Here is a 24,716-nt window from a genome sequence, read left to right as displayed (position 1 = left end):
CGTCGGACGCTGGGTGTCGATGGCGTAGTTGTTGGAGTCGGTGCTGCCGCTGCCGGTGTTGCCGGCGGCATCGACGTAGCCGGTATTGTCCAGGGTGATCAGGTTGCTGGCGTCGGTGAGATTGGCGCTCGGCGTCAGGGTAGCGGTGTAGGTGATGTTGTCCAGTGTGGTCAGGTTGCTGAGGCTGCCGTTGGCTACGCTGAAGTCGGCCAGGGTCAGTCCGCTGACCGCTTCGCTGAAGGTGATGGTCACCGTGGCCGTTTCGCCGAGGGCCAGGGCAGTGTCGCTCACCAGGATACTGGCTGTCGGGCGAACGCCGTCCACGAGCAGCGCCTTGTTGGCACTCAGGGAACCAGCAGCGCCCAGGGTCGGCAGGGTCAGAATGGCATTGTCGGCGGTGACGTTCTGGATGGTCGCGCCATTGAGTGCCAGGGCCGCAGTGGATTGGTAGTCCAGGTCGGCGCTGAGGTCGCCGGCCTGCACCGTGTAGCTGAAGGTCAGGGTGTTGCTGCCGGAGCCGGAGACATAGGTCGCGTTGCGGTCGATGAGGCCTGTCTCCAGCAGCAAAGTAGGCGTGCCGCCAGTGGTATCGACCGTCACCGCCTGGTTGAAGGTGGCGGTGATGATGATGGTATCGCCCACTTTGTAGCTGCCATCCGGCGTGGAGGCGCTGACATCGGTTATCAGCGGGTTGAGGCTGTTGACCGTGATGGCGAGCGTATCGGTATCGCTCTGTGCACCGCCGCTACCGCTCCAGCCCTGGTCGTCAGTGGTGATCTGGACGCTGGCAGGGCCGTTGTAGCCGGCGGTGGGGCTGAAGGTCAGGCCGTTCAAGGCGTTGTTGATATCGCCGATGCTGCCGGTAAAGGTCATGCTGGAGTCGGCAGTGCCATCGCCGGTGGAGAACGACAGGCCCGTGGTGCCGCTCAGTGTCAGCAGGCCATTGCTGGCGCTCAGCGTCACTTCGACGAGATTGGCGCCGGCATCCACGTCGCCGATGCTGATCAGGTTGCCATTGCCGCTGCTGAATACCAGGCTGGCATCCTGGTCGACGTTCTGCGCGCTGGGCAGCGAGTTGACCGGGGCATCGTTCACCGCGCTTACATCCAGGGTCACCGTGGTGCTGTCGGACTGTGCGCCGCCGCTGCCGGTGTTGCCGCCATCGTTGATTTCGACGGTCAGCGTGACGTCCGAGGTGGCGTTGCTGGCGGTGGTAAATACAACACCAGCAGCGGAGATAAACGTGTTGATATCGCTAATGCTGCCGGTCAGGCTCATGGCGCTGCTGGTGCCGCCGACGGTGACGCCAGCGGCGCTGGTAGCGCTCAGGCTGCCACTGGGGACCGACAGGGTGACCGTCACCGGGGAGGTGCCGGCATCGACGTCGCTGAAGCTGATACCGGTCAACGCGGTTGGCATGTCTTCGCTGACGATTATGGAGGCTGGGGCCGTAACGGTCGGTGCATCGTTGACGGCGCTGACCACGATGTCGAAGGTATCGCTAACGCTGCCGCCATTGCCGTCGCTGGCGATCACCTCAATGCTCAGCGTGCCGGCATCGGCGTTGCCTGGCGTGCCGCTGAATGTCCGGGTGAGTGCATCGAAGCTGAGCCAGGCGGGCAGGGCGCCGCCGCCGACCAGTTGTACGCTGTAGCTCAGGGTGTCGCCGGCATCCATGTCGTTGAAGGTGTTGGCGGCAAACTGGAAATTGAAGGCCGTGTCTTCGCTGGCATTCTGGTTGGCAATGGCATTGGCCAGCGTGGGGGCGTCGTTGGTGTTGGCCACCAGGATATTGAAGGTGTCGGTAACGCTGCCGCCATTGCTGTCACTGGCGATGACATCGATGCTCAGCGTGCCGACATCGCCGTTGCCCGGCGTGCCGCTGAAGGTACGGGTGACTGGGTCGAAGCTGAGCCAGGCGGGCAGGGCGCCGCCACCGGCCAGTTGCGCGCTGTAGCTGAGGGTGTCGCCGGCATCCACGTCGTTGAAGGTGTTGGCGGCGAACTGGAAGCTGAAGGCCGCTTCTTCGGTGGCATTCTGATTGGGGATCGCGTTGGCCACGGTGGGTGCATCGTTGGTATTGGCCACGACGATGTCGAAGGTATCGGTAACGCTGCCGCCGTTGCCGTCGTTGGCGATGACATCGATGCTCAGCGTGCCGACATCGGCATTGCCCGGCGTGCCGCTGAAGGTGCGGGTGGCGGCATCGAAACTGAGCCAGGCGGGCAGAGCGCCGCCGCCAGCCAGTTGCGCGGTATAAGTCAGGGCACCGCTGACATCCACGTCGTTGAAGGTGTTGGCGGCGAACTGGAAATTGAAGGCCGCATCCTCGCTGGCATTCTGGTTGGGAATCGCATTGGCCACAGTTGGGAGATCGTTGACCGGGGTGACATTGACCGTGACATCGGCATTGTTGCTGGTACCACCATCGCCGTCGCTGACGGTGATCCGCACGGTACGTGCTGCGCTACTGGGGTTATCGTTATTGCTGTTGGAGTAGGTCAGGTTGCGTACCAGCGCCTGAACGGCTGCGGGGGTGGCATCGCTGTCGAGTGTGATGACCAGGCTGTTGCCGGCAGTGCCACCTGCGTAGGTACCGATCTGCGTACCACCAAAGGTGATGGCCGAGCCGGATACGCCGATCTGGCCGGCGCCGGTGCCCTGATTGCGGATGGACAGTACGTCCTCCGCTGCGACGTCGTTGCTGATGATGGAGACGGTGACATTACCCGTATCGAAGTTGGCCGAGTCGCTGTCGGTCACCGTGGCATCTGCGTTCTCGTCCAGCAGCACGGGGCTGCCACCTTCGACAAAGGTGGCGGAGTTGCCATTGAGGTTGTTGATGATTGGAGCGGAGTTTGGCGGATTGGTATCGCCAGTAAAATCGTCAATTGCCAAACCAAGGAAATCTGTAGAGGTAAGCCGTACCTCATCGACCCTGATACCTCCAAAGTTCAGGGTTGTAGTGCCCGTTGTGAATATCTGAGCTGATCCTACAAGTACCCCATTCAGATAACCGCCTACGGTGACACTCTCGTTATCGCCCGGATTATCAATGTAGATACTGGTAAAGGTGAAATCTGCAAGGTCTGTGCGCGTAATGGTCACGCGCTCGGTAGTGCTGGTATTAAGGGCTGATGATAAAAGCGTCATGGCAGCAGAGCCGCCTGAGCCGAAATTATCAAATGCCAGTCCGCCCCCAGCAGCGCCACCGTCACCATCGGCAGTGAATGTATAGGTGTAAGACACACCGCCAAGCGTGCGGTCAAAGCTATTGCTGGTAGTGCCTGGGTTAGTAGTGAAATTATCACTGAAGGCTGCAAGTAAGCCCGAATATGAACCAATGTTCAGCGAGACAGTTTCCACACTTCCCCGAGTCGCTTCGAGTACCCAATCACCGCCTTTATCGGCGGCGCCAGTTGGGTCGGTCGAGGCGGCTATGTCGGCGCCGGTCGCCGCAGCCAGTGACTGGATGAAATTCACGCCACTGCCATCGGCCCCGACATGGCAGCCATACAACAAAATATCGCCGGAAGAGTTCAGGGCACTGCCAATATCTGCCAGCAGGGCGTTGTTGGCGGCGACGTAGGCATCGTCGATCCAGACGTTACCCAACTGCACTTTGCCGGCATCGCCATGACTGAACACGTGTATGGCATCGATGTCGCGACGTCCGTCCAGGTAGTCGGCGATTTGTCGTAAACCATCCTGGCTGCCATCCAGTACCACGACCTCGGTACCGGGTTTCAAGGCGGACACCAATTGCTGGTAATCCTTGACGCTGCTGTCGACGAATACCACCTCCTGGCGGTTGTCCGTCGTGCCGGCCGGAGTGGCGGCGAGGTTTTCGCTGCCGGAGTGGGCGTCCTGGCCGGAGGCCGGGGCGTGGGCCGCATCGGCGGAGGGCACGGCAGTAGCCGTTTCTGCCACCGTGGCGGCGACTGCGCCGTCGAACAGCATGCGCGGTTCCAGCGCCATGGCCAGTGCGCTTCTGGCCGGCAGTTCGGCTGGTCGAGCGGTCGCAGTCTTTCTCCACCACATAGTGAACCTCCTACAGCATGCAAAATCGGGGAAAGCCGGGCTTTCCCCTTGTTCCTGTTACCGACCCACAGAAGGGATCAGTTGCGCGATGGGAAGATGCCTTCCAGTGCAATGACGAAGTTGGTGCCGAGAAACGGGTTCAGTACCGAGAACGGCATGCTCCCACCCGAGGCATTGACCGTGACGGTCGGCGCCGGAACGTTCACGGCGGTGTTGAACGGAGCCAGCGTGGTATCGGCTGCCCCGGTGCAATACAGCGTCCCGGCTCGGCCACCCGCTGCGATCGGTCCCAGCACGGTGGTCGTTCCCGGGGCGGATTGGGTGGTACCGGTGGTGGCGGCAGGGATAGCGACCTGCGCCGTAGCCGAACTCGCCGAGGCCGTCGCGACATGGTTGTGCATCGGCATCTGGTTGAGGGTCAGGCTGACGTTCTCGGTGCCCGCCATCTCCCCCTGGACGACCGCGCTCAGGCCCGGCCCCTGTCCCATGCCTACCGGGCTACGGCCGCGGTAGTCCGGCAGGCCGAAGGTGGTCTGGCCGTCGCCGCCGTAGAGGGTGCCCAGCAGTGCGAACAGCGCGTTGTTCTGCGCAATGCTCAGCAGCTGGCCTTGGCACATCGCCCAGCCCCTCGGTGCGAAGTTGAAACCGACCATACGAATCTCACCCAGAAATGGATCGCTCATTGCTGTATCTCTCCTTGATGAAGCCGCCCTCGCGGCAGTGTTGTCGTGCTAGAACTGGGTAGCGGCGGCGTCGTTGCGCTTCACATGAAAAATGGCCTGCAGCAGGTGGCGGTCGCCTTCCTCGTCCGGGCCGATGGGCGTCAGCATGACCTGCCACTCGTTGCCGTCCGGGCTGCAGAGCCGGTAGCCGTGCTGGGGCAGCTGGACGCCCTCGGGCTGGGCGAAGACGGCGTTGTAGCAGTGGTAGCGAGCGTTCATCGCGACTCCTTCGGCCACCTCCAGCAAGGTGATGGCGAGCCCCTGACCCTCGTCCCAGCGCAGCCGCCAATCCCGCTGGAGATGGCGCGCGAGCTCCGCGAAGCTCGGTACCAGGCTCATGCCGACACCGCCAGGGCCGGCGCGGGCGTGCGCTGCATCTGCAAGTAGATGTGATTGGAGCCGGTGGCCTCGAAGCCGCAACGCTCATACAGGCGTCTGGCTGGATTGGTCGGCTCGACGAACAGACGGATGGTCTTCCCGGTGGCGTCCGCCTCGGCGGTCAAGGCGTGCAAGAAATGGCTGCCGATACCCTGGCCGCACCATTCGGGCAGCAGGGAGATGTCGATGAGGTTGAGCGTGGTCGGCCCACGGAAAATATACAGCCGACCGATGGCGCGTTCGCCCTTGCAGATCAGCGAGAGAGCCGCGTCCGGATAATGCGCCTGATAGTACTGGTGCTGGGCGCTGAACTGCTGGGCGAGGAAGGCGTCCTTGCTGGCCTGATCCCAGGGCAGCTGCGCCACTTCATCGGCGCGGGTGCTGGCATACAGCGCCTGCAGGAACGCCTGGTCGGCGTCGGCGATGGGGCGGAGGTGCAACTCGAGAGTCGTCATGAGGTGAGCATCCTTGCGGGTTGCCCCGGTGCGGGGCGGCCATTTGTTATTCGTTTATACGGCGCTGGTTCGGCCGAGGTTAGCGAAGCTGCCGGCTGATCGCCAGTATTTCCTCCCCCGGTGCCGGTACTTTTGCCAAACGCTTGTATGGCACGCGAACGTCATGAGTCTATGCATCGCGCAAGCGCAGGCGCTCCAGACTTGCGTAGGGTTCGCCCGCCCAGCGCTCGATCGCCGCGCGCAGGGCCGCGTCCGCCGATTCGCGCTTGCCTTGCCCGTCGGCGCTGAAGGACAGGCTCGGCTGCTTGGCGTCGAAGGCGGCGACTTCCCGCAGGCGCGGCCGGTCCGCGGCGCTCACGCCGACCAGCGGCGCCAGGCGTCCCCAGAGGGCATCGGGCAGTTCGCCGTAGTTGACCGGCACGCCGCCCAGCTGCTGGCACAGCTGCAGTCCGCCCTGGAGGATCCGGCCGATCATCCGGCAGGTGTGCTCCTGCGGCGACAACGGCGGGTCGTCCGGCCGCTCCAGCCCCGAGGGCCCGAGCAGGCCGGGAACGCGCTGCAGACCGGGTTGGCGCAGCTGGGACACGGCGATTTCCAATGGGTCGCGATAGAGGAACAGGCGCGGCACCTGCGGATAGAGCGCCTGCAGGAGCGGCGCTTCGAACAGATTCCAGGCATCCAGCTTGATCAGCAGGCGCTGCTCGTCGCCGCGCCGGCGCTGGCCGTAGGCCGACAGCAGGGCCGCGACCCAGCGCGGCTGATGCGCCGCCGCGTCGGGGTCGAGGTAATGGGCGCGCAGCAGGCGATCCAGCGGCGGCGGTTCGGACAGCACGATATTGGGCGCAAGCCCGGCCAGCATCTGCGCCAGCAGGGTGGAGCCGCAGCGCGAGGCATGGAAGATAAAGGCTCCGGGCGCCAGCCCCGGGCTGGCCGCCTGCCACGCCAGCAAGGCGTCCAGGCCGGTTTCGCGGCGTAGCGCCTGGTTGAAGGGCAGCCGCAGGGCCTGTTCGACATCGTCGCGAAAGAACGGGCGGCTCAGCCGTTGCTCGCCGAACCAGCACCAGTCCACGCGCCACTGGCCGGCATTCGGCCAGGTGCGGATCGGCAGCCAGCCGGCGAAGTCCGCTGCGCGATTCATGCTCGCCATTGATCGTTCCATGTCTGTTTGCCCTGGCGCATGGCGCGGCGCACCTCGGCCTCGGAGAAGCGCAGGCCGAGTTGCTCGCCCAGGCGCAGGGTGGCGTCGATGAAGTCCCGGGCATCGCTCAGGCTGCGCAGGTGGGCGGCCAGCTCCGGCTGCTGCGCCAGCCGCTCGCGCAAATCGGCGAAGGCCTGCTCCGCGCGGCTCGGGCGCAGCGCCGGGGTCTGCCCCTGGCCGCGGCGGATCGTCTCCAGCAGCCAGTCGCTGGGGGCGCAGTCGAGCACCAGGTGGATGCGCGGCTGGTGGCTGGGGTTGTCCACCCGATGCGGCCGCGACAGGTCGAGGAACCAGCATTCGCCGGGCTGCATCGGCACCTGCAGGCCGTCGAGGAGAAATTCCACCCCGGGCGGGCTGAGCAGCGGCACGTGCAGGCGCAGGTCGGCGTCGGGCTGGCCCAGGTCGGGGTCGCAGTGTTCGTGGATGCGCGCGCCGGGACCCAGGCGCAACAGGCGCACGCTGCGCAGCGGGGCGCGGAAGGCGGCGAGCAACTGGTGCCAGGCCGTTTCGCCTTGCCACCAGGCGCTGGCCTGCGCGGCGCCGCGGCCGGGGGCCAGCGGCAGCGGGGCGTCCGCGGCGCCGATCAGCGTCACGCCGCTCCAGTCGCCCTGGTAGTAGTCGCGGTTGAAGTGCCGCTGCCAGGCGTCGGGCTGTACCCGCGCGAGGGCGGCGAGCAGCGCTGCCAGCTCGATCTGCAAGGGCAGGCGCGAGCAGGCGGGGAGTGCGGGGTGGGTCATGGTGCCGTTCTCTATCCCTTTGAACAGATGCTTAAAAACCGCTTTCGCGCACCCCCAGGGCGGCGACCCGGCGCCAGACGGCGGCGAGGATGGATTCGCGGCGGCCGTCGAGTATGGCCACGCCCAGTTGCGGTTGCGCCGGCGCCGCCAGCGCCTGTTGCGCGGTCAGGCGCACGCCGTACTGGGCCTGCAGCGGCTGCGCGCGTTGCTGCTCGTCGCGGCGTACGGCAATCGGCCCGCCGTGGTCGGAGGCCAACGCGGCCTGGTCGAGGTAGGCGGCGCCGGTGGCGTCCACCTCGCCGAGCGTCACCGCCAGCGCCGGGCGCAGCGGGTCGGCGCTGGCGATAAAGCGGCCGCTGCTGCCGGGTTCGAGGCGCCACAGCGATTCCTCGGCCAGGTAGCCGCGCAGGCGCACCTGCTGTTCGACCACGCGCAGCAGCGGCTGCTGCGGCGACAGCCAGAGCCCGGGCGCCAGGTCCGCCGGCAGGTCGCGCACCAGGCCGTCGTGCGGCGCGCGCAGCTGCAGGCGCTGGCGCTGGGCGGCCAGGCCGCGGTATTCGGCGACGGCGGCGGCCAGGTTGCGTTCGAGGATGGCGCTGTCGGCCGCCGTCTCGCTGCGCCCGGCCTGGCGTTTGAGCTGCAGCTGGAGAATCGCGATTTCGCTGCGGACGATGGCCTGGCGCGAGTCGAGGTCGGGGGACTCCAGTTCCAGCAGCAGCTCGCCGCTGCGCACCGCCTGGCCGTTGCCGGCGTGCAACTGCTTGAGGCGCGCCGCCAGCGGCGCATGCAGCGCGCTGACCCGGCTGGCTTCGAGCAGCGCCGGCACTTCCACGGCGCTGCGCCAGGGTACCAGCAGCACGGCCAGCAGGCCGAGCAGGACGGCGCCGACGCGCAGCGTCTTGCCCGGCTGCGCCTGCCCGCGGCGTTGCCACCACTCCTGCCACTCGCGCCAGATCGGCAGGCCGATGAACCAGGCCAGCTCCACCAGCATCAGGAAGATGCCCAGCAGCTTGAAGAACATGTGGTACACCGCCAGGGCGATGCCGAGGAACAGCGCCGCGCGCCACAGCCAGGCGCCATAGCCCCAGATCAGCAGCTTGCGTTGCATGACCGGCGACCAGGGTTCCGGCGCCGGCTCGCCGTAGCCGAACAGCGCCTCGCGCAGGCGCCAGCGGCACAGGGCGAAGGCGCGCCCTTGCAGGTTGTCCACACCCCACAGGTCGCTGAGCAGGAAGTAGCCGTCGAAGCGCATGAAGGGGTTGAGGTTGATGAGCAGCGTGGTGATCCAGGTGGCGCTGGCGAGCATGAAGGCGGCGGTGCGCAGCGGCCCGTCCGGCAGCAGCGACCAGGCCAGCAGGGCGAGTGCCGCCAGCAGCAGCTCGGCGAGCACGCCGCCGGCGCCGATCAGCAGGCGCGCGCGCCGCTGGTTGACCCGCCAGGCATCGCTGACATCGGTGTAGAACATCGGCAGCAGCACCATGAACGCCAGGCCCATGCTCTGCACCCGGCAGCCGGCGCGCTTGGCCATGTAGGCGTGGCCGAACTCGTGGCACAGCTTGGCGAAGGTCAGGGCGACGCCGAAGGCGATGGCGCCGCCCAGGCTGAACAGGTGCGGGAAGGTGGCGATGAAGCGATCCCAGTCGCGCGCCACCAGAAACAGGCCGAGCGCCAGGACCAGGGGCAGGCCGATACGCAACAGCCGGCCGCCGTGGCGCGCCAGCCAGGGCCAGGTGCGGTCGAGGAAGGCGTCCGGGCGCCACAGCGGAATGCGGAAGAACAGGTACTGGTGCAGCAGGCTTTGCCACCAGCCCTGGCGCTGCTGCGCCGCCTTCTGCGCGTAGCTGCCGCGCTGCTGCGCGTCGGCGGCGCCGAGAAGGTCGTGGCCGGCGAGAAAGCGCAGCATCTCCTGCAGCTCGCTCTCGTCCAGCGGCGGGCCGGGCTCGGCGTTGGCCGCCGCGAGCACCCGTTCGGGGTCGCCCAGCGGCCAGTGGCGCAGCAGGCGGATGGCCGCGGCGCCGAGCTTGAAGTAGCGGCCGCGCAGCGGGTCGGCCAGGGTCCATTGCGGCGCGCCGTCCAGCGCCGGGGCGGCGCTGGACAGCTGCAGGTCGGGGCGCAGCGCCGGCAGGGCCATCTACAGGCCCACCGTCTGGCGCAGCGCGGCCAGCGGCCGGCGCAGCAGGTAGAGCGCCAGCGGCGCGCGCGCGCCATAGAGCTTGGCGGTGCCGCGCAGGCCGATGCGCGGCGGCGCCTCGCTGAACTCGGCGTCCAGGCGGTAGGCCAGCTGGCCGCCGGGCAGCGGCTGCGCCTCGTAGGCCTGGCGTTGCAGGCGGGCCTGGTGGCGGTGCAGCGGGTCGCTGTCGAGGAACAGGGCGATGGCGGCGCCGGGCTGGAAGTCCAGCGCGTCGGCCACCGCCAGGTCGATGCGCAGCTCGGCCTGGGTCGGATCGGCAATCTGCATCAGCCGCTCGCCGGTCTGCACCGGCTTGCCGGTCCAGCGCTGGGCGTCGGCGAACACCGCGATGCCGTCGCGTTCGGCGCGCACCTCGGTGCGCGCCAGCAGCTCCCGGGCGTAGTCGCGCTCGGCGCGTTTCTGTTCGACGCGGGCGGCGAACAGGTCGATGCGCGCGCTCGATTCGGCGTCGCTGAAGGCGCGCTGGGCATTGGCCTTGAGCTCGGCCTCGGCCACCTGCAGGCTGCGCTCGGCGACGTCGGCCTGGGCGCGGATGGCGGTGGCGTCGAAGCGCAGCAGCACCTCGCCCTTGCTCACCGCCTGGTTGGGCTTGACCAGAAACTCGGCAATCACCCCGTCCAGCGGCGCGGCCACCACCTGGCCGCCCAGCGGCACCACCTCGGCCGGCGCCAGCACCGACTGGCGCACCGGCAGCAGCAACAGCAGCAGCACGGCGGCGGCCAGGCCGAGCACCTTGCGCCGCGGCCAGCGCAGGCGCCACGGCTGACGCGGTTGCAGGGCCTGCCAGGCGTGGCCGTAGCAGTCGCCGAGCTGGCCGAGCAGGGCTTGCTCGGCCTCGCTCCAGGGCTGCTCGCGGGCGATCCACAGGCCGCCGAAGACCTGGCCCTGGCGATCCAGCAGCGGCAGCCAGAACACCGCGGCGGCCGACAGGCTCTGCCAGTCGGCGCGCAGCGCGGCGCTCAGCGAGTCCGCCGCGACCGTCTGGGCCTGGGTCGCGCGCCCCTGCTTGTGCAGCTGCGCGGCGGCGTTCTCGACGAAGGCGACGAAGGGCGCGTTGGCCTCCACCAGGCTGATGGCGGTCAGCGCGCGCACCTTGCCGGCGATCAGCAGGGCGGCGTGACGGTAACCGAACAGCGGCTGGGCGTCGTTGACCAGGGCATAGGCCAGCTGGTCGAGGGTGGCGGCGCCGCGGGCCTGGCGCTCCAGGCTGAGCAACTTGGCGACGACGCGCTCGGCCAGACCCGGCACCTGCGCGGTCATGGCGCCTCCGCGAAGCGCGCGCTGCCGCTCATGCCGGCCAGCAGGCCCTGGGCATCCGCCGGCAGGCTGCCGATCAGCAGCAGGGTCTGGCTGCCTTCGTCGATGCGCGCGCCGAGGCGTTTGACGGCGGCCTGCAGCGGCTCGCCGGTCTCGTCCGGGACGAAGGCGAAGGGCTGGCCGGGGGCGAGCCGGCCGAGCCAGGCCGAGGGCACCAGCAGGTGCACCTCCAGGGTGCGGTTGTCGACTATCTCCAGCAGCGGCGTGCCGCTGGCCACGCTCTCGTGCGGCTGGGCGCGGCGCTGCACCACGCGGCCGTTGAACGGGGCGACGACGCTGCAGCGCTTGACCTGCACTTGGTACACCTGGGCCTCGGCCAGCGCCTGCGCCTGGCGCGCCTCGGCCAGTGCCACCTCGAAGCGGCCGACCGAGTTGAGCGCGGCCAGCTGCTTCTTGTGGCTCAACTCTTCGCGGGCGGCGCGGGCGGCGGCCTGCGCGGCATTGAGCTGGGCCTGGTAGGCGCTGCAATCGAAGCGCACCAGCACGTCGCCCTTGGCGAAGTCCTGGCCGTCGGCGAACGGCATCTCGACGATGCGCCCGGGCAGCTCGCTGGACAGCACGGCCTGATCGCGCGCGCGCAGCACGCCGCGCACCTGGCGTTCGCCGGCGTCCGGCGCAGCCGCGACGAAGGACTCCAGCAGCGGGTCGTCGGCCCAGAGCGGCGGGCTGAGCAGCAGGGCGAGCAGGCCGAGCAGGGGCAGGCGGGGCGAGTGGTGGCGCATTGGGCACGTCCTTGCGAAGAAGTGCTGGGAGTCTAAGGCAGAAGTCGCGTGCGGCAAATTGGCCGTGGCGGCGCGCCATTGTGGTGCGCAATGGCGGCGCTGGTGCGCGGGCGGGCCTGTCGTTGGTGCGCGAGCCCAGCGATGCGGGCCGGACGGGCGCGCGCCTCGGCCCCTGGCATAAGTCTTGCGCGGCTCGGCGGGTCGCCCAGGCTTGCAGGAGGCCGCCGTGTCGATCCATGTCGCGCTGCACCACGTCACCCACTACCGCTACGACCGTGCGGTGAACCTCGGCCCGCAGCTGGTGCGCCTGCGCCCGGCGCCGCACAGCCGCACGCGCATTCTCTCCTACGGGCTGCAGGTCGAGCCGGGCGAGCACTTCGTCAACTGGCAGCAGGACCCGCAGGGCAACTACCTGGCGCGCCTGGTGTTCCCCGAGAAGACCCGCGAGCTGCGCGTGGAAGTCGATCTGGTCGCCGAGATGGCGGTGTTCAACCCCTTCGACTTCTTCCTCGAACCCTACGCCGAGCATATTCCCTTCGCCTATACCGAGGGCGAACAGCGCGAGCTGGCGCCCTACCTGGTCAGGCTGGCGGCCACGCCGAAGTTCGCCGAGTACCTGGCCAGCATCGACCGCGAGCCCACGGCCAGCGTGGATTTCCTGGTGGCGCTGAACCAGCGACTGTCCTGCGATATCCGCTACCTGATCCGTATGGAACCGGGCGTGCAGACGCCCGAGCAGAGCCTGGAAAAGGCCTCCGGCTCCTGCCGCGACTCGGCCTGGTTGCTGGTGCAGCTGCTGCGCCACCTGGGCCTGGCGGCGCGCTTCGTCTCCGGCTACCTGATCCAGCTGACCGCCGACGTCAAAGCCCTCGACGGCCCCTCCGGCACCGACAAGGACTTCACCGATCTGCATGCCTGGTGCGAGGTGTACCTGCCCGGCGCCGGCTGGATCGGCCTCGATCCCACCAGCGGGCTGTTCGCCGGCGAGGGCCATATCCCGCTGGCCTGCAGCCCCGAGCCGTCCTCGGCGGCGCCGATTTCCGGCGCGCTGGACGAGTGCGAATGCGAGTTCGAGCACCAGATGCAGGTGGAGCGCATCTGGGAGGCGCCGCGGGTCAGCAAGCCCTATAGCGCGGCGCAGTGGCAGGTGATCGACGCCCTCGGCCGGCAGATCGACGAGGACCTGCAGCGCCACGACGTGCGCCTGACCATGGGCGGCGAGCCGACCTTCGTCGCCCTCGACTACCCCGACGACGAGGAGTGGAACACTGCCGCGCTGGGGCCGAACAAGCGGCGCCTGGCCGCCGAGCTGTTCCACCGCCTGCGCGCGCACTATGCGCCCAAGGCCCTGGTGCATTTCGGCCAGGGCAAGTGGTACCCGGGCGAGCAGCTGCCGCGCTGGTCGCTGAACTGCTTCTGGCGTCAGGACGGCGAGCCGATCTGGCGCGATCCCGCGCTGCTGGCCGACGAAACGCGCGGCTACGGCGCCGACGCCGACACTGCCGCGCACTTTCTCGGCGCCCTGGCGGCGCGCCTGGACGTGGACGGCGAGTGCGTCTTCCCGGCCTACGAGGACTGGTTCTACTACCTGTGGCGCGAGCGCAAGCTGCCGGACAACGTCACCCCGGATGATCCACGGCTGGGCGATGCGCTGGAGCGCGAGCGCCTGCGCAAGGTGTTCGACCAGGGCCTGGACGCCGTGGTCGGCCAGGTGCTGCCGCTGGCGCGGCGGGTGGACGGCGCCGGCTGGCAGAGCGGGCGCTGGTTCCTGCGCGACGAGCGCTGCCGCCTGCTGCCGGGCGACTCGCCCTTAGGCTACCGCCTGCCGCTGGACTCGCTGCCCTGGGTCAGCCAGGCCGACTACCCCTATATCAACCCGGCCGATCCGGGCCAGCGCTTCGCCCCGCTGCCCAGCCCGGCGCAGATCCAGCGTCAGCTGCGTGGCGTCTGGCGCGGCGCGAGTGCCGGCCCGCAGAGCGTGCGTCCGGCCAGTGGGCAATCGGCTGCCGGTATCGTGCGCACCGCGCTGTGCGCCGAGGCGCGCGAGGGGCGGCTGTATCTGTTTATGCCGCCGCTGGCGCACCTGGAGGAATACCTGGAGCTGGTCGCCGCCATCGAGGCGGTGGCCGCCGAACTCAACTGCCCGGTGCTGCTGGAGGGCTACGAGCCGCCGCAGGACCCGCGCCTGCAGTATTTCCGCGTCACCCCCGACCCCGGCGTGATCGAGGTCAATATCCATCCCGCGGCCGGCTGGAACGAGCTGGTCGAGCGCTGCGAGTTTCTCTACGAGGCGGCGCGTCTCAGCCGTCTGAGTAGCGAGAAATTTATGCTCGACGGCCGTCATACCGGCACCGGCGGCGGCAACCATTTCGTCCTCGGCGGCGCCACGCCGGGCGACTCGCCCTTCCTGCGCCGGCCCGATCTGCTGCGCAGCCTGATCGGCTACTGGCACAACCACCCGTCGCTGTCCTACCTGTTTTCCGGCCTGTTTATCGGCCCAACCTCGCAGGCCCCAAGGGTCGACGAGGCGCGCAACGACGCGCTGTACGAGCTGGAGATCGCCTTCGCGCAGATGCCCGAGGCGGGCCGCGACTGCCCGCCCTGGCTGGTCGACCGCCTGCTGCGCAACCTGCTGGTGGACGTCACCGGCAACACCCACCGCGCCGAGTTCTGCATCGACAAGCTGTATTCGCCGGACTCGGCCAGCGGTCGCCTCGGCCTGCTCGAGCTGCGCGCCTTCGAGATGCCGCCGCACGCGCAGATGAGCCTCGCCCAGCAACTGCTGCTGCGCGCGCTGATCGCCCGCTTCTGGCAGGAACCCTACCGCCCGGCCAAGCTGGTGCGCTGGGGCACCGAACTGCACGACCGCTTCCTCCTGCCGCACTTCGTCGAACAGGACTTCGCCGACGTGCTGCAGGAACTGTCGGCCTTCGGCTACCGCCTGCACGGCGAATGGTTCGCCCCGCATTTCGAGTTCCGTTTCCCCAAGGCCGGCGACTTCGCCGTCAAGGGCATCGAGCTGGAACTGCGCCAGGCCCTGGAACCCTGGCACGTGCTGGGCGAGGAGGGCGCCAGCGGCGGCACCGTGCGCTACGTCGACTCGTCGCTGGAGCGCATGCAGGTCAAGGTGGCCGGCATGGCGCCGGATCGCTACGTGCTGACCTGCAACGGCGTGCCGGTGCCGCTGCGACCCACCGGCAAGGTCGGCGAGTTCGTCGGCGGCGTGCGCTTCCGTGCCTGGCAGCCGGCCAGCTGCCTGCAGCCGACCATCGGCGTGCACGCGCCGCTGGTGTTCGATCTGGTCGATACCTGGATGCAGCGCTCGCTGGGCGGTTGCCAGTACCATGTGGCCCATCCCGGCGGGCGCAACTACGAGAGCCTGCCGGTCAACGCCTACGAGGCCGAGAGCCGGCGCCTGGCGCGCTTCTTCCGCCTCGGCCACAGCCCGGGCAAGCGCCCGCCGCTGCAGCCGATCGACAATAATGAACTGCCGATGACCCTGGATCTGCGCCGCGTCTGACGTCGACTTCCATTCGTGGGAGGGGCTTTAGCCGCGACTGTCGCCGCTAAAGCGCCTCCCACGGAGGTGCATCATCAACCTGCGTCACGCTGCACCGCCTTGCCACTGCCGAGCCTGCCATGCCCAACCTGCTAGCCGACTACCCGCCGCCCGCCGGCGCCTACCACGAACTGCTCGACGCCCAGGGCAAGGTGCGCCCGCACTGGCGCCGGCTGTACGAGCAGCTCTCGCGCAGCCGTCCGGAGCAACTGGCGCAGCGCGAGGCCATGTTGGCGCGGCAGATCCAGGAGAACGGCGTGACCTACAACGTCTACGCCGACCCCGACGGCGCCGACCGCCCCTGGGAGCTGGATCTGCTGCCCAACCTGATCCCGGCCGAGGAGTGGCAGCAGATCGCCGCCGGCGTGGCCCAGCGCGCGACCCTGCTCAACCGCGTGCTGGCCGATATCTACGGGCCGCAGAAGCTGATCGCCGATGGCCTGCTGCCGGCCGAGCTGGTGTTCGGCCACAACAACTTCCTCTGGCCCTGCCAGGGCCTGCAGGTGCCCGGCGGCACCTGGCTGCACCTGTATGCCGTGGATCTGGCGCGCGCGCCGGACGGACGCTGGTGGGTCACCGCCGACCGCACCCAGGCGCCGTCCGGCGCCGGTTACGCGCTGGAGAACCGGCAGATCGTCTCGCGCGCCTTCCCCGAGCTGTACCGCGATCTGCGCGTGCAGTACCTGGCCGGCTTCTTCCGCACCCTGCAGGACAGCCTGGCGCGCCAGGCGCCGAGCGGCGGCGAGACGCCGTTGGTGGTGCTGCTGACCCCCGGGCGCTTCAACGAGAGCTATTTCGAGCACCTGTACCTGGCGCGCCAGCTCGGCTACCCGCTGGTCGAGGGCAGCGACCTGACCGTGCGCGACGCTACCCTCTACCTCAAGACCCTGGCCGGTCTGCGCCGGGTGCATGCGGTGCTGCGTCGCCTCGACGACGACTACTGCGACCCGCTGGAGCTGCGCACCGATTCCGCCCTCGGCGTGCCCGGTCTCCTTGAAGCCGTGCGCCGCGGCCGGGTGCTGGTGGCCAATGCCCTGGGCAGCGGCGTGCTGGAGTCGCCCGGTCTGCCCGGTTTCCTGCCGGCGATCGCCGAGCAGCTGCTCGGCGAGGAGCTGCTGCTGCCATCCATCGCCAGCTGGTGGTGCGGCGAGCCGCCGGTGCTGGACGAGGCGCTGGAAAAGCTCGATCAACTGCTGGTGCGTCCGGCCTTCCCCTCGCAGAGCTTCGCCCCGCTGTTCGGCCGCGATCTGGACGCCGCGCAGCGCGCCGCCCTGGCTGCGCGGCTCAAGGCGCGCCCCTACGCCTACGTCGCCCAGGCGCGCGCCCAGCTGTCGCAGGCGCCGGTGTGGGACGGCCGCGGCCTGCAGCCGCGCGCCATCGGCATGCGCGTGTTCGCCGTGGCCGGCGCCGACGGCTATCGGGTGATGCCCGGTGGCCTGACCCGGGTGGCCGCCGACGCCGACGCCGAGCTGGTGTCGATGCAGCGCGGCGGGGCGAGCAAGGACACCTGGGTGCTTGGCGCGCGCCACAGCGGCGGCGAACCCTGGCAGTGGCTGCGCCCGCTGGGCAGCGCCGACCTGGTGCGCAGCGACCCCTTCCTGCCCTCGCGGGTGGTGGAGAACCTGTTCTGGTTCGGCCGCTACGCCGAGCGCTGCGAGGACAGCGCGCGCCTGCTGCGCATCCTGCTGGCGCGTTACGTCGACGATGACGACGACCCGCAGGCGCTGCACAGCGCCCTGGCCCTGGCGCAGCAGCTGGGCCTGCTGGCCGAGGCGGAGGCGGGCGAACTGGCGGCGCGCCTGCTGCAGGCGCTGCTCGGCGGCGACTGGCCGGCCAGCCTGCGCGCCAACCTGCAACGCCTGCAGTGGGCCGCCGGCAGCGTGCGCGGCAAGCTGTCCCAGGCCAACTGGCAGGCGCTGGTCGAGCTGCAGCGCGAGGCGCAGGCGCTGGAAGGCCAGCCCGGCGATTTCGGCGAGCTGCTGGATTTCCTCAACCGCCTGCTGATGTCGCTGGCGGCGCTGTCGGGGTTTGCCCTCGACGACATGACCCGCGACGACGGCTGGCGCTTTCTCATGCTCGGCCGTTGCATCGAGCGCCTGCAGTTTCTCTGCGACGCCTTCGCCGGCTTCCTGCGCAGCGGCGCCGCCACCGACCAGTCGGCGCTGGAATGGCTGCTGGAGCTGGGCAACAGCAGCATCACCTACCGCACCCGCTACCTGGCATCGGCGCAGCTGATCCCGGTGCTCGACCTGCTGCTGCTCGACGAACAGAACCCGCATGCGGTGATCTTCCAGTTGCGCACGCTGCTGCGTTCGCTGCAGCGCCTGGGCGAGCGCTTCGAACTGCCGGCGCAGCTGCCGCTGCAGGAACTGGAGGCGCAGCTGGCCGGCTTCGACCTGGCCAGCCTGGAGAACCCCTTGTTCGGTCCCGGCAGCATTCGCGCCGTGCTCGAAGGCCTGGCCGACCTGCTGCTGGCCATCGGCGCGGCCGCCGGCACGGTGTCCGATCAGCTCGGCCTGCGCTTCTTCGTCCACGTTGACGCCAGCCAGCGGACGCAATCCTCATGAGCAGCGCGCTGTACCAGATTCTCCACGACACCCATTACCGCTACAGCGCGCCGGTCTCGCTGGCCCAGCAGCTGGCGCACCTGTGGCCGCGCGAGTGCCCCTGGCAGCGCTGCCACGAGCGCGAGCTGCGTATCGCGCCGCAGCCCTGCCAGCGCCGCGACGGCCTCGATGTGTTCGGCAATCCGCTGAGCCGCCTGGTGTTCGAGCGCCCGCACCAGGAGCTCAGTGTCGGCGCGCGTCTGCGCGTCGAGGTGCTGGCGCGCGCGCCGCTGGAGCTGCATGACTCGCCCGCCTGGGAGGCCGCCTGCGCCGCGCTCAGCTACAGCGGTAAACGGATGGAGCCTGCATTGCTGGAGGCGGCACGCTACCGTTTCGAGTCGCCCTATGTACGTCTCAAGCAGGTGTTCGCTGACTACGCCGACGATTGCTTCACGCCGGGGCGCCCGCTGCTGCAGGCGTGTCAGGCGCTGATGCAGAAGATTTTCGACGAGTTCAGTTTCGATGCCGAAGCCACTCAGGTGGCGACGCCGCTGCTGCAGGTGCTGGAGGAAAAGCGCGGGGTCTGCCAGGACTTCGCCCACCTGATGCTCGCCTGCCTGCGCTCGCGCGGCCTGGCGGCGCGCTATGTCAGCGGCTACCTGCTGACCCGGCCGCCACCCGGCCAGCCGCGGCTGATCGGCGCCGACGCCTCGCACGCCTGGGTGTCGCTGTACTGCCCGCGCCAGGGCTGGGTGGATTTCGATCCGACCAACAACCTGCGCCCGGCGCTGGAGCACATCACCCTGGCCTGGGGCCGCGATTTCGCCGACGTCTCGCCGCTGCGCGGGGTGATACTCGGCGGCGGTAGCCACGATCCGGAGGTGCAGGTCACGGTGCTGCCGCTGGACGCCTGAGAGCCTGCTCAAAGGCTGCTGCGCGTCGGCACTGCTGCGTTAAAAACAGGCTCGGAATGCTCATTTACAACTCGTAAACTCCGCTTCCTCGCCTGCTTTTGCCTTGCATTGCTCTAGCTCGCGAGCCTTTGAGCAGGCTCTGAGAACGGCACGGGCGGCTCTGCCAGGGTTCCGGCGCGCCGTTGGTCGGCTGCCTGGCGGGCGGCCGGGGCGCTGCTAGCGTTGAGGGGGTTACCCCTCATCTTGGAGCACCGCCATGGACGAAACCTCGCAACTGGTCAGCGCCGGCACGGAAAAACTCACCGCTCTCTACGACCTGGTCGTGCAGTACGGCGCGGCCTTCGCCATCAAGATACTCTCCGCCATCGCCTTCTGGGTCGTCGGCCGCTGGCTGATCGGCGTCGCCATCGGCCTGGTGCAGAAGGCCCTGAGCCAGCAGAAGGTCGACCCGACCGTGCTGCGCTACGTCGGCAACTTCATCTCGGTGACCCTCAACATCATCCTGGTGATCGGCATCCTCGGTTACTTCGGCGTGCAGACCACCAGCCTGGCGGCACTGATCGCCGCGGTCGGCCTGGCCATCGGCATGGCCTGGTCGGGGCTGCTGGCCAACCTCGCCGCCGGCGGCTTCATCATCGTCCTGCGGCCGTTCAAGGTCGGCGATTTCATCAGCGCCGGCGGGGTGGTCGGCACGGTGACCGAGATCGGCCTGTTCGTCACCGCGATCAACACCCCGGACAACGTGCTGACCCTGGTGGGCAACAACAAGATCTTCTCCGACAACATCCAGAACTTCACCCACAACCCCTTCCGCCGCGTCGAGCTCAAGGCGCAGCTGTCCGGCGCCGCCGACTGGAAGGCCGCCGCCGCCTTGCTCAAGGAACGGGTCGGCGCGATCGCCAACGTGCTCGCCGAGCCGGCGGTGGACGTGGAAATCCTCGAGTTCAATCTGGTCGGGCCGGTGCTGGCGGTGCGCCCTTACTGCCACAACGACCATTACTGGCAGGTGTATTTCGACACCAACAAGACCATCAAGGACGCCCTCGGCGAGGGCGGTTTCCCGGCGCCGATGCCGGCGCAGACGGTGATCATGCAGCAGGCCGGCTAGTCGGCGATGAAAAACTACCTGCGTTGCCAGCGCGGCGTTAAAAACATGCTCAAAATGCTCATTTACTACTCGTAAACTCCGCTTTTTCGCCTGTTTTTGCCTTGCGCTGGCTGCCTCGCCTACGTTTTTCAACGGCCGGCAGCCAGCGGGGCGCGGCGAGTTGTGCACGGAATCTGTGGGTAAGTCTGTACACAAGTTCTGCAGCAAAGCCGCCGCGCCAGGCGCCATCGGCCCTGCGCGGGGCTGTTCAGCTTTTCGCCAGGGCCGCCCTTGGCGGCCTCGCTCGGGGTAAAACTTCAACGAATCCGAAGACTTGCAAGCAGTGCCGGGGAGCACGGACGGGCTCCGCCAGGCGGCTCGCGCTTATCCCCGGAAAGCGTGGAGCAAGCTGTGGATAAGCTTGGGGAAAGTCGTGCCAGGCGGCGCCGGGCAAGGGCTGCCGGCGGCTGTTCGGCAAACGACCGGTCAGGCCGTTTTGGTCGGCCGTACGGCTTGCCACAGCCGCGCGCCAAGGCTCGCCAGCGGCAGGGCGAGGAGGCCGGCGAGGATGCCGAGCAGGGCATTGAGCAGGGTCGGGGTCAGCGCGGCGAGCAACGGGCCGGCCGCACCCAGCGCGGCGGCGCCCTGCGCCAGCTGCTGCACCCAGGCCTCCAGCGGCGGCAGGCCGTGGACCAGGATGCCGCCGCCGACCATGAACATGGCGGCGGTGCCCAGCACCGACAGGCTCTTCATCAGCCAGGGCGCCAGGCCCAGGATGCCGCGTCCCAGCGCCTGGGCGGCGCGGCTGGCGCGCTGGCTGAGGTAGAGGCCGGCGTCGTCCAGCTTGACGATGGCGGCGACCAGGCCGTAGACGCCGACGGTCATCAGCACGGCGATGCCGCTGAGCACCGCCACCTGCTTGGCGAAGCTGGCGGCGGCGACGGTGCCGAGGGTGATGGCGATGATCTCGGCGGAGAGGATGAAGTCGGTGCGCACCGCGCCGCGGATCTTGTCGCGCTCGAAAGCGACCAGGTCGACCTGCGGGTCGGCCACCGCCTCCAGCAGCTCCTGCTGCTGGGCTTGCGCCTGCGGCTTGTGCAGCAGCTTGTGCGCCAGCTTCTCGCAGCCCTCGTAGCAGAGGAACAGGCCGCCGAACATCAGCAGCGGCACCACCGCCCAGGGCGCGAAGGCGCTGATCAGCAGGGCCGCCGGCACCAGGATCAGCTTGTTCTTGAACGAGCCCTTGGCCACCGCCCAGACCACCGGCAGCTCGCGCTCGGCGCGCACGCCGGTGACCTGCTGGGCATTCAGGGCGAGGTCGTCGCCGAGCACCCCGGCGGTCTTCTTCGCGGCGACCTTGGTCATCACCGCGACGTCGTCGAGCACCGCGGCGATATCGTCGAGAAGGGCGAGCAGGCTGGTTCCGGCCATGGGGCAATCCTTGAGGGGAGGGAATGAGCGGCGCCTATCATCGCGCCAGCGCCGGGTCTTGCCCAGTGCCCGGACTGTGTCGGCCGTCTCGAACGGCGGCGCTCAGTCGAGACGGCCCCCGCCGGTGCTGCCGCTGGCGCCGCAGGCATAGGCGGCGAGGAGGTTGCGTAACAGGCTGTGCAGGGGCATGGCATTTCTCCCGTGTGCTCCAGGGGTGGATAGGCTGGAGTCTAGACGCGTTCGCCGGCGCCTCCGGTTGATTGTCTGGATGGGGGCGATAGCCGCGCTCTTGCCGTTGGGCCTCGCTGCGCTCAGCGCCAACCCACGGCAGGGGAGGCCGCAGGTCGGGCTGAGGAGCCCGCGACGAAGCCCAACGAAGCCAGCCTTACAACAGCTCGGCCAGGGTCATGCCGGACAGCCCGAGCAGGGCCAGGCCGCAGGCCAGGTAGGTGAGGCGGTGCCAGAGCCGCGAGGCGGCGCGGCGGAACCAGTCCACCAGGCCGGCGCAGATAAAGCACCAGAGCAGCGAGGAGAGCATGAAGCCGGCGAAGAACAGCGCCAGGTGGGTGGGCGTCGGCTCGGCCACGCCGATCGCGGCCATGGCGCCGCCCATGGCCGCCCAGTACACCAGGTTCTGCGGATTGGTCAGCGACAGCGCGGCGCCGGCGGCGAAGGCGCTGCCGCCGCGGCCCTGGCCGTCGCCGCCGGGCAGCGGCGGCTGGTGCGCGTCGCGCAGCGACTGGTAGCCGAGCCAGGCCAGGTACAGGGCGCTGGCCAGGGTCAGCGGGTAGCGCACCTCGGCGCTGCCGAGCAGCAGGGCCAGGCCGGTGAGGCCGAGGGCGGCCCAGGTGGCGTCGCCCACCAGCGAGCCGATCTGCACCAGCAGGGCCGGGCGATAGCCGTCGCGCAGGCCGCGCCGCAGGGTTTCGCTGAATACCGCGCCGGGCGCCGCATTGAACACGAAGCCGAGCAGCAGGGCGGCGAGAAAGAAGCTGAACATGACGAATCCTTGCGCAGGGAGGCTTGCTGGTGCTTAGCAGATGGCGTGCCAGGCCACCGCAAAAAAGTTTTCCACGGCGGCTGTGGGCATTTCTGTGGATAAGCTGAGAGCGGTTGCCCGGCGCGCCGATTCTACGCCCTCTGCAGGCTGTCGGTGGAATTTTGAGCAGGAGGGTTTTTCCTTTATGCACAAGGGCTTGACAAGGATTCCGGAGTGTCGCCGAGTGCGCCTAAGTTGTCCCCGGGTTCTGTGGGGCGATCTGTGGATAAGCTCTGTGCGCTTGTTTGCAGGCCACAGATAGCGTGGCGTGCAGGGCGTTGTACGGTTTTTGAGCGGCGTTGCCGGTTGCTCGCCAGCGCCCGGGGAATGCGGGTTTTGTCCAGTCTTTTCCACAGTGGGCGAGTGCGGCGGCGGAGTTATCCCGGGAAACTGTGGAGGTTTCTGTGAATAAGCTGCGGGCGGCTGTCGCCAGCCCGCCAGGGCCGCGGGGTGGCAGGCGCTGGCGAATAAATCGCCAGACCGGCTGCGCTGCGCCGATTCGTAGGGTGCGCCGTGCGCACCGAGTATCCGTTGCCAGTGGTGCGCACGGCCCAGGCGGCCCCGCGACATCCTAGGGGCCGGATTGCGGCGAGCCCTCAGTCGGGCAGGGCGCCGAGCTGGGTGGAGCGGCCCAGCAACTGCAGGGCGCGATCTGGGTAATCGGTGATCAGGCCGCCAGCGCCCATTTCCAGCAGGCGACGCATGGCCGGCTGTTCGTTGATGGTCCACAGCTGCACGTGCAGACCGCGGCTCTGCGCGTTGCGCAGCAGGCGCGGGGTGGCCAGGGTCAGGCCGCTGTGCCGCTGGGGAATCTGCAGGGCCTGGTAGGACGGCGACAGCAGGTCGCTCAGGCCCAGCCAGTTGAGCGCCAGCAGCAGGCGCACCGAGACCGGCCCGGCGGAGGTGGCCACCTCCGGGCAGACCTCGCGAAAGCGCTTGAGGCTGCGTTCGTGGAAGCTGCCGACCAGCACCCGGTCGAGCTGGTCGTAGCTGGCCAGGGTCTCGCACAGCAGGGCTTCCATGCCGACGTCCGCCACCTTGATCTCGACCACCTTGGGCACCAGCGGGAAGCGTTCCAGCACCTCGGCGAAACTGGCGATGCGCGTGCCCTGGCCGCGGTAGGGATGGCTCTGGCCGCCGTCGGCGCTCCAGTGGTAGCCGGCGTCCAGGGCCTGCAGCTCGGCCAGGCTGTAGTGGGCGACCGGGCCCTGGCCGTTGGTGGTGCGCTCCAGGGTGTCGTCGTGGATCACCACCAGTTCGGCGTCCTGACTCAGGTGCAGATCCATCTCCAACATGTCCACGCCCAGGGCCACGGCGCGCTCGAAGGCGAACAGGGTGTTCTCCGGCCACAGTCCCTTGCCGCCGCGGTGGGCGATCACCAGCGGCCGTTCGCCGAGGTCGGCGAGCACCGCGGGCACGGCGATCGGACGGCTGGTCAGCGCCAGCACCAGCAGGGCCACGGCGAGCAGCAGCAGGGGGGCGAGCAGGAAGCGGGCGAAGCGCAACATGGGCAGGGGTCTCGAAAGCGGTTCAGGGCTTTGTGCCCCAGCGGTGGGGGGGTTGGCAAGAATTCATTGCCCAAGCGGCGGTATGTTGGGTGCGCCGCGCACCCCACGGCCAGGCGGCGACTCACCGCGATGCCTTGCCTCCGCGGCTGCGGTTCGGCGTGTAGGGTGCGCCGCGCGCACCGGGGGCGATGCTATCGTCCGTGGCGATAAGGCCCCCGCCCTATCGCTTGGTGCGCACGGCGCACCCTACGGACGTCGCGACCCTCCGGCCGGGTGAAACCCGCCAGCTCGACTCAGCTCGCCAGCAGCCACACCCCGGCCAGCGCCGAGGCGCCGCCGGCCAGGCGCACCAGCGGCGCGGCGGCCTGCGGCAGTAGGCGCACCAGGGCGTAGCCGCAGCCGTGCAGGGCGGCGGTAGCGACGACGAAGCCGACGGCATAGCCGAACGGGCTGGCCAGCGCCGGCAGCTCCAGGCCGTGGGCGACGCCGTGGGTCAGGGCGAACAGGGCGGTCAGCGCCACGGATACCGCCATCGGCAGGCGTACGGCCACCGCGACCAGCAGGCCGAAGGCCAGCACCGAGCCGGCGATGCCGGTTTCCATCAGTGGGATGGCCACGCCGGCAAAACCGAGCAGGCCGCCGAACAACATGCTGGCGACGAAGGTGGCCGGCAGCGCCCAGCGCGCCGCACCGCTCTGCTGCGCGGCCCACAGGCCGACGGCGAGCATCGCCAGGAGGTGATCGAGGCCCAGCAGCGGGTGCGCCAGGCCGGCCAGCACGCCGGAGTGGTCGTGGCCGGCGTGGGCGAAGGCCAGGCCCGGGGTGCAGAACAGGGCGAGGGCATAGAGGGTTTTGCGCAGCTTCATGTGGA

Annotated in this window: 17 protein-coding genes; 4 read left to right on the top strand and 13 right to left on the bottom strand. The window is 68.9% G+C overall.

Features of this window, described 5'->3' with window-relative positions:
* From ACIGKL_RS10495 to ACIGKL_RS10455, 9 genes are all read right to left on the bottom strand, one after another.
* The coding region (locus ACIGKL_RS10495; RefSeq protein WP_397486585.1) for a putative Ig domain-containing protein at nucleotides 1–3,960 on the bottom strand (3,960 nt) is incomplete at its 3' end.
* A 158-nt stretch (nucleotides 3,961–4,118) separates the two neighbouring features.
* Nucleotides 4,119–4,724 carry a phage tail protein gene (locus tag ACIGKL_RS10490; protein ID WP_397486584.1) on the bottom strand — a complete coding sequence of 202 codons (606 nt, stop codon included), beginning with the start codon at nucleotides 4,722–4,724 and terminating at the stop codon, nucleotides 4,119–4,121.
* Nucleotides 4,725–4,772: 48 nt separating this feature from the next.
* The gene (locus ACIGKL_RS10485) at nucleotides 4,773–5,102 is read right to left on the bottom strand and encodes a DUF6916 family protein (protein WP_397486583.1); all 330 of its coding nucleotides are present in this window, start codon (nucleotides 5,100–5,102) and stop codon (nucleotides 4,773–4,775) included.
* Nucleotides 5,099–5,596 (bottom strand): GNAT family N-acetyltransferase, encoded by a 498-nt coding sequence (locus ACIGKL_RS10480; protein ID WP_397486582.1) that lies wholly within the window; start codon nucleotides 5,594–5,596, stop codon nucleotides 5,099–5,101. The genes ACIGKL_RS10485 and ACIGKL_RS10480 overlap by 4 nt, the downstream gene beginning before the upstream one ends.
* Before the next feature lie 169 nt (nucleotides 5,597–5,765).
* Nucleotides 5,766–6,743 carry a sulfotransferase family protein gene (locus ACIGKL_RS10475; RefSeq protein ID WP_397486581.1) on the bottom strand — a complete coding sequence of 326 codons (978 nt, stop codon included), beginning with the start codon at nucleotides 6,741–6,743 and terminating at the stop codon, nucleotides 5,766–5,768.
* Nucleotides 6,731–7,531 carry an aspartyl/asparaginyl beta-hydroxylase domain-containing protein gene (locus ACIGKL_RS10470; protein WP_397486580.1) on the bottom strand — a complete coding sequence of 267 codons (801 nt, stop codon included), beginning with the start codon at nucleotides 7,529–7,531 and terminating at the stop codon, nucleotides 6,731–6,733. Before ACIGKL_RS10470 ends, ACIGKL_RS10475 begins: the two co-directional genes overlap by 13 nt.
* 31 nt (nucleotides 7,532–7,562) lie before the next feature.
* Nucleotides 7,563–9,662 (bottom strand): HlyD family efflux transporter periplasmic adaptor subunit, encoded by a 2,100-nt coding sequence (locus ACIGKL_RS10465; protein ID WP_397486579.1) that lies wholly within the window; start codon nucleotides 9,660–9,662, stop codon nucleotides 7,563–7,565.
* Nucleotides 9,663–10,982 (bottom strand): efflux RND transporter periplasmic adaptor subunit, encoded by a 1,320-nt coding sequence (locus ACIGKL_RS10460; protein ID WP_397486578.1) that lies wholly within the window; start codon nucleotides 10,980–10,982, stop codon nucleotides 9,663–9,665.
* A complete protein-coding gene (locus ACIGKL_RS10455; RefSeq protein ID WP_397486577.1) occupies nucleotides 10,979–11,761 on the bottom strand; it encodes an efflux RND transporter periplasmic adaptor subunit in 783 nt (260 codons plus the stop codon). The genes ACIGKL_RS10460 and ACIGKL_RS10455 overlap by 4 nt, the downstream gene beginning before the upstream one ends.
* Before the next feature lie 226 nt (nucleotides 11,762–11,987).
* On the opposite strand from ACIGKL_RS10455, the gene ACIGKL_RS10450 reads away from it, so the two are divergent.
* The 4 genes from ACIGKL_RS10450 (at nucleotide 11,988) to ACIGKL_RS10435 (ending at nucleotide 19,888) form a co-directional block, all read left to right on the top strand.
* Nucleotides 11,988–15,281 (top strand): DUF2126 domain-containing protein, encoded by a 3,294-nt coding sequence (locus ACIGKL_RS10450; RefSeq protein WP_397486576.1) that lies wholly within the window; start codon nucleotides 11,988–11,990, stop codon nucleotides 15,279–15,281.
* Nucleotides 15,282–15,400: 119 nt separating this feature from the next.
* Nucleotides 15,401–17,887: a circularly permuted type 2 ATP-grasp protein gene (locus tag ACIGKL_RS10445; RefSeq protein WP_397486575.1), complete on the top strand. Its 2,487-nt coding sequence runs from the start codon at nucleotides 15,401–15,403 to the stop codon at nucleotides 17,885–17,887.
* Nucleotides 17,884–18,780: a transglutaminase N-terminal domain-containing protein gene (locus tag ACIGKL_RS10440; RefSeq protein ID WP_397486574.1), complete on the top strand. Its 897-nt coding sequence runs from the start codon at nucleotides 17,884–17,886 to the stop codon at nucleotides 18,778–18,780. Before ACIGKL_RS10445 ends, ACIGKL_RS10440 begins: the two co-directional genes overlap by 4 nt.
* Nucleotides 18,781–19,036: 256 nt before the next feature.
* Nucleotides 19,037–19,888, top strand: a complete 852-nt coding sequence (locus tag ACIGKL_RS10435; protein WP_397486573.1) for a mechanosensitive ion channel family protein — start codon at nucleotides 19,037–19,039, stop codon at nucleotides 19,886–19,888.
* 465 nt (nucleotides 19,889–20,353) lie between these two features.
* On the opposite strand, the gene ACIGKL_RS10430 is transcribed toward ACIGKL_RS10435, so the two are convergent.
* The 4 genes from ACIGKL_RS10430 to ACIGKL_RS10415 all read right to left on the bottom strand — a co-directional run bounded on the left by ACIGKL_RS10430 (nucleotide 20,354) and on the right by ACIGKL_RS10415 (nucleotide 24,711).
* Nucleotides 20,354–21,298: a DUF808 domain-containing protein gene (locus ACIGKL_RS10430; protein WP_397486572.1), complete on the bottom strand. Its 945-nt coding sequence runs from the start codon at nucleotides 21,296–21,298 to the stop codon at nucleotides 20,354–20,356.
* A gap of 385 nt (nucleotides 21,299–21,683) precedes the next feature.
* The gene (locus ACIGKL_RS10425) at nucleotides 21,684–22,298 is read right to left on the bottom strand and encodes a LysE family transporter (RefSeq protein WP_397486571.1); all 615 of its coding nucleotides are present in this window, start codon (nucleotides 22,296–22,298) and stop codon (nucleotides 21,684–21,686) included.
* A 635-nt stretch (nucleotides 22,299–22,933) separates the two neighbouring features.
* A complete protein-coding gene (locus ACIGKL_RS10420) occupies nucleotides 22,934–23,845 on the bottom strand; it encodes a glycerophosphodiester phosphodiesterase (RefSeq protein ID WP_397486570.1) in 912 nt (303 codons plus the stop codon).
* 293 nt (nucleotides 23,846–24,138) lie between these two features.
* Nucleotides 24,139–24,711: a HupE/UreJ family protein gene (locus tag ACIGKL_RS10415; RefSeq protein WP_397486569.1), complete on the bottom strand. Its 573-nt coding sequence runs from the start codon at nucleotides 24,709–24,711 to the stop codon at nucleotides 24,139–24,141.
* Nucleotides 24,712–24,716 lie beyond the last annotated feature (5 nt).

This window comes from Pseudomonas sp. NPDC077186 (genome assembly GCF_044543505.1).
Lineage (GTDB): Bacteria > Pseudomonadota > Gammaproteobacteria > Pseudomonadales > Pseudomonadaceae > Aquipseudomonas.
The sequence above is the reverse complement of the archived record's forward strand: the minus strand, read 5'-3'. Positions and strand labels throughout refer to the sequence as shown.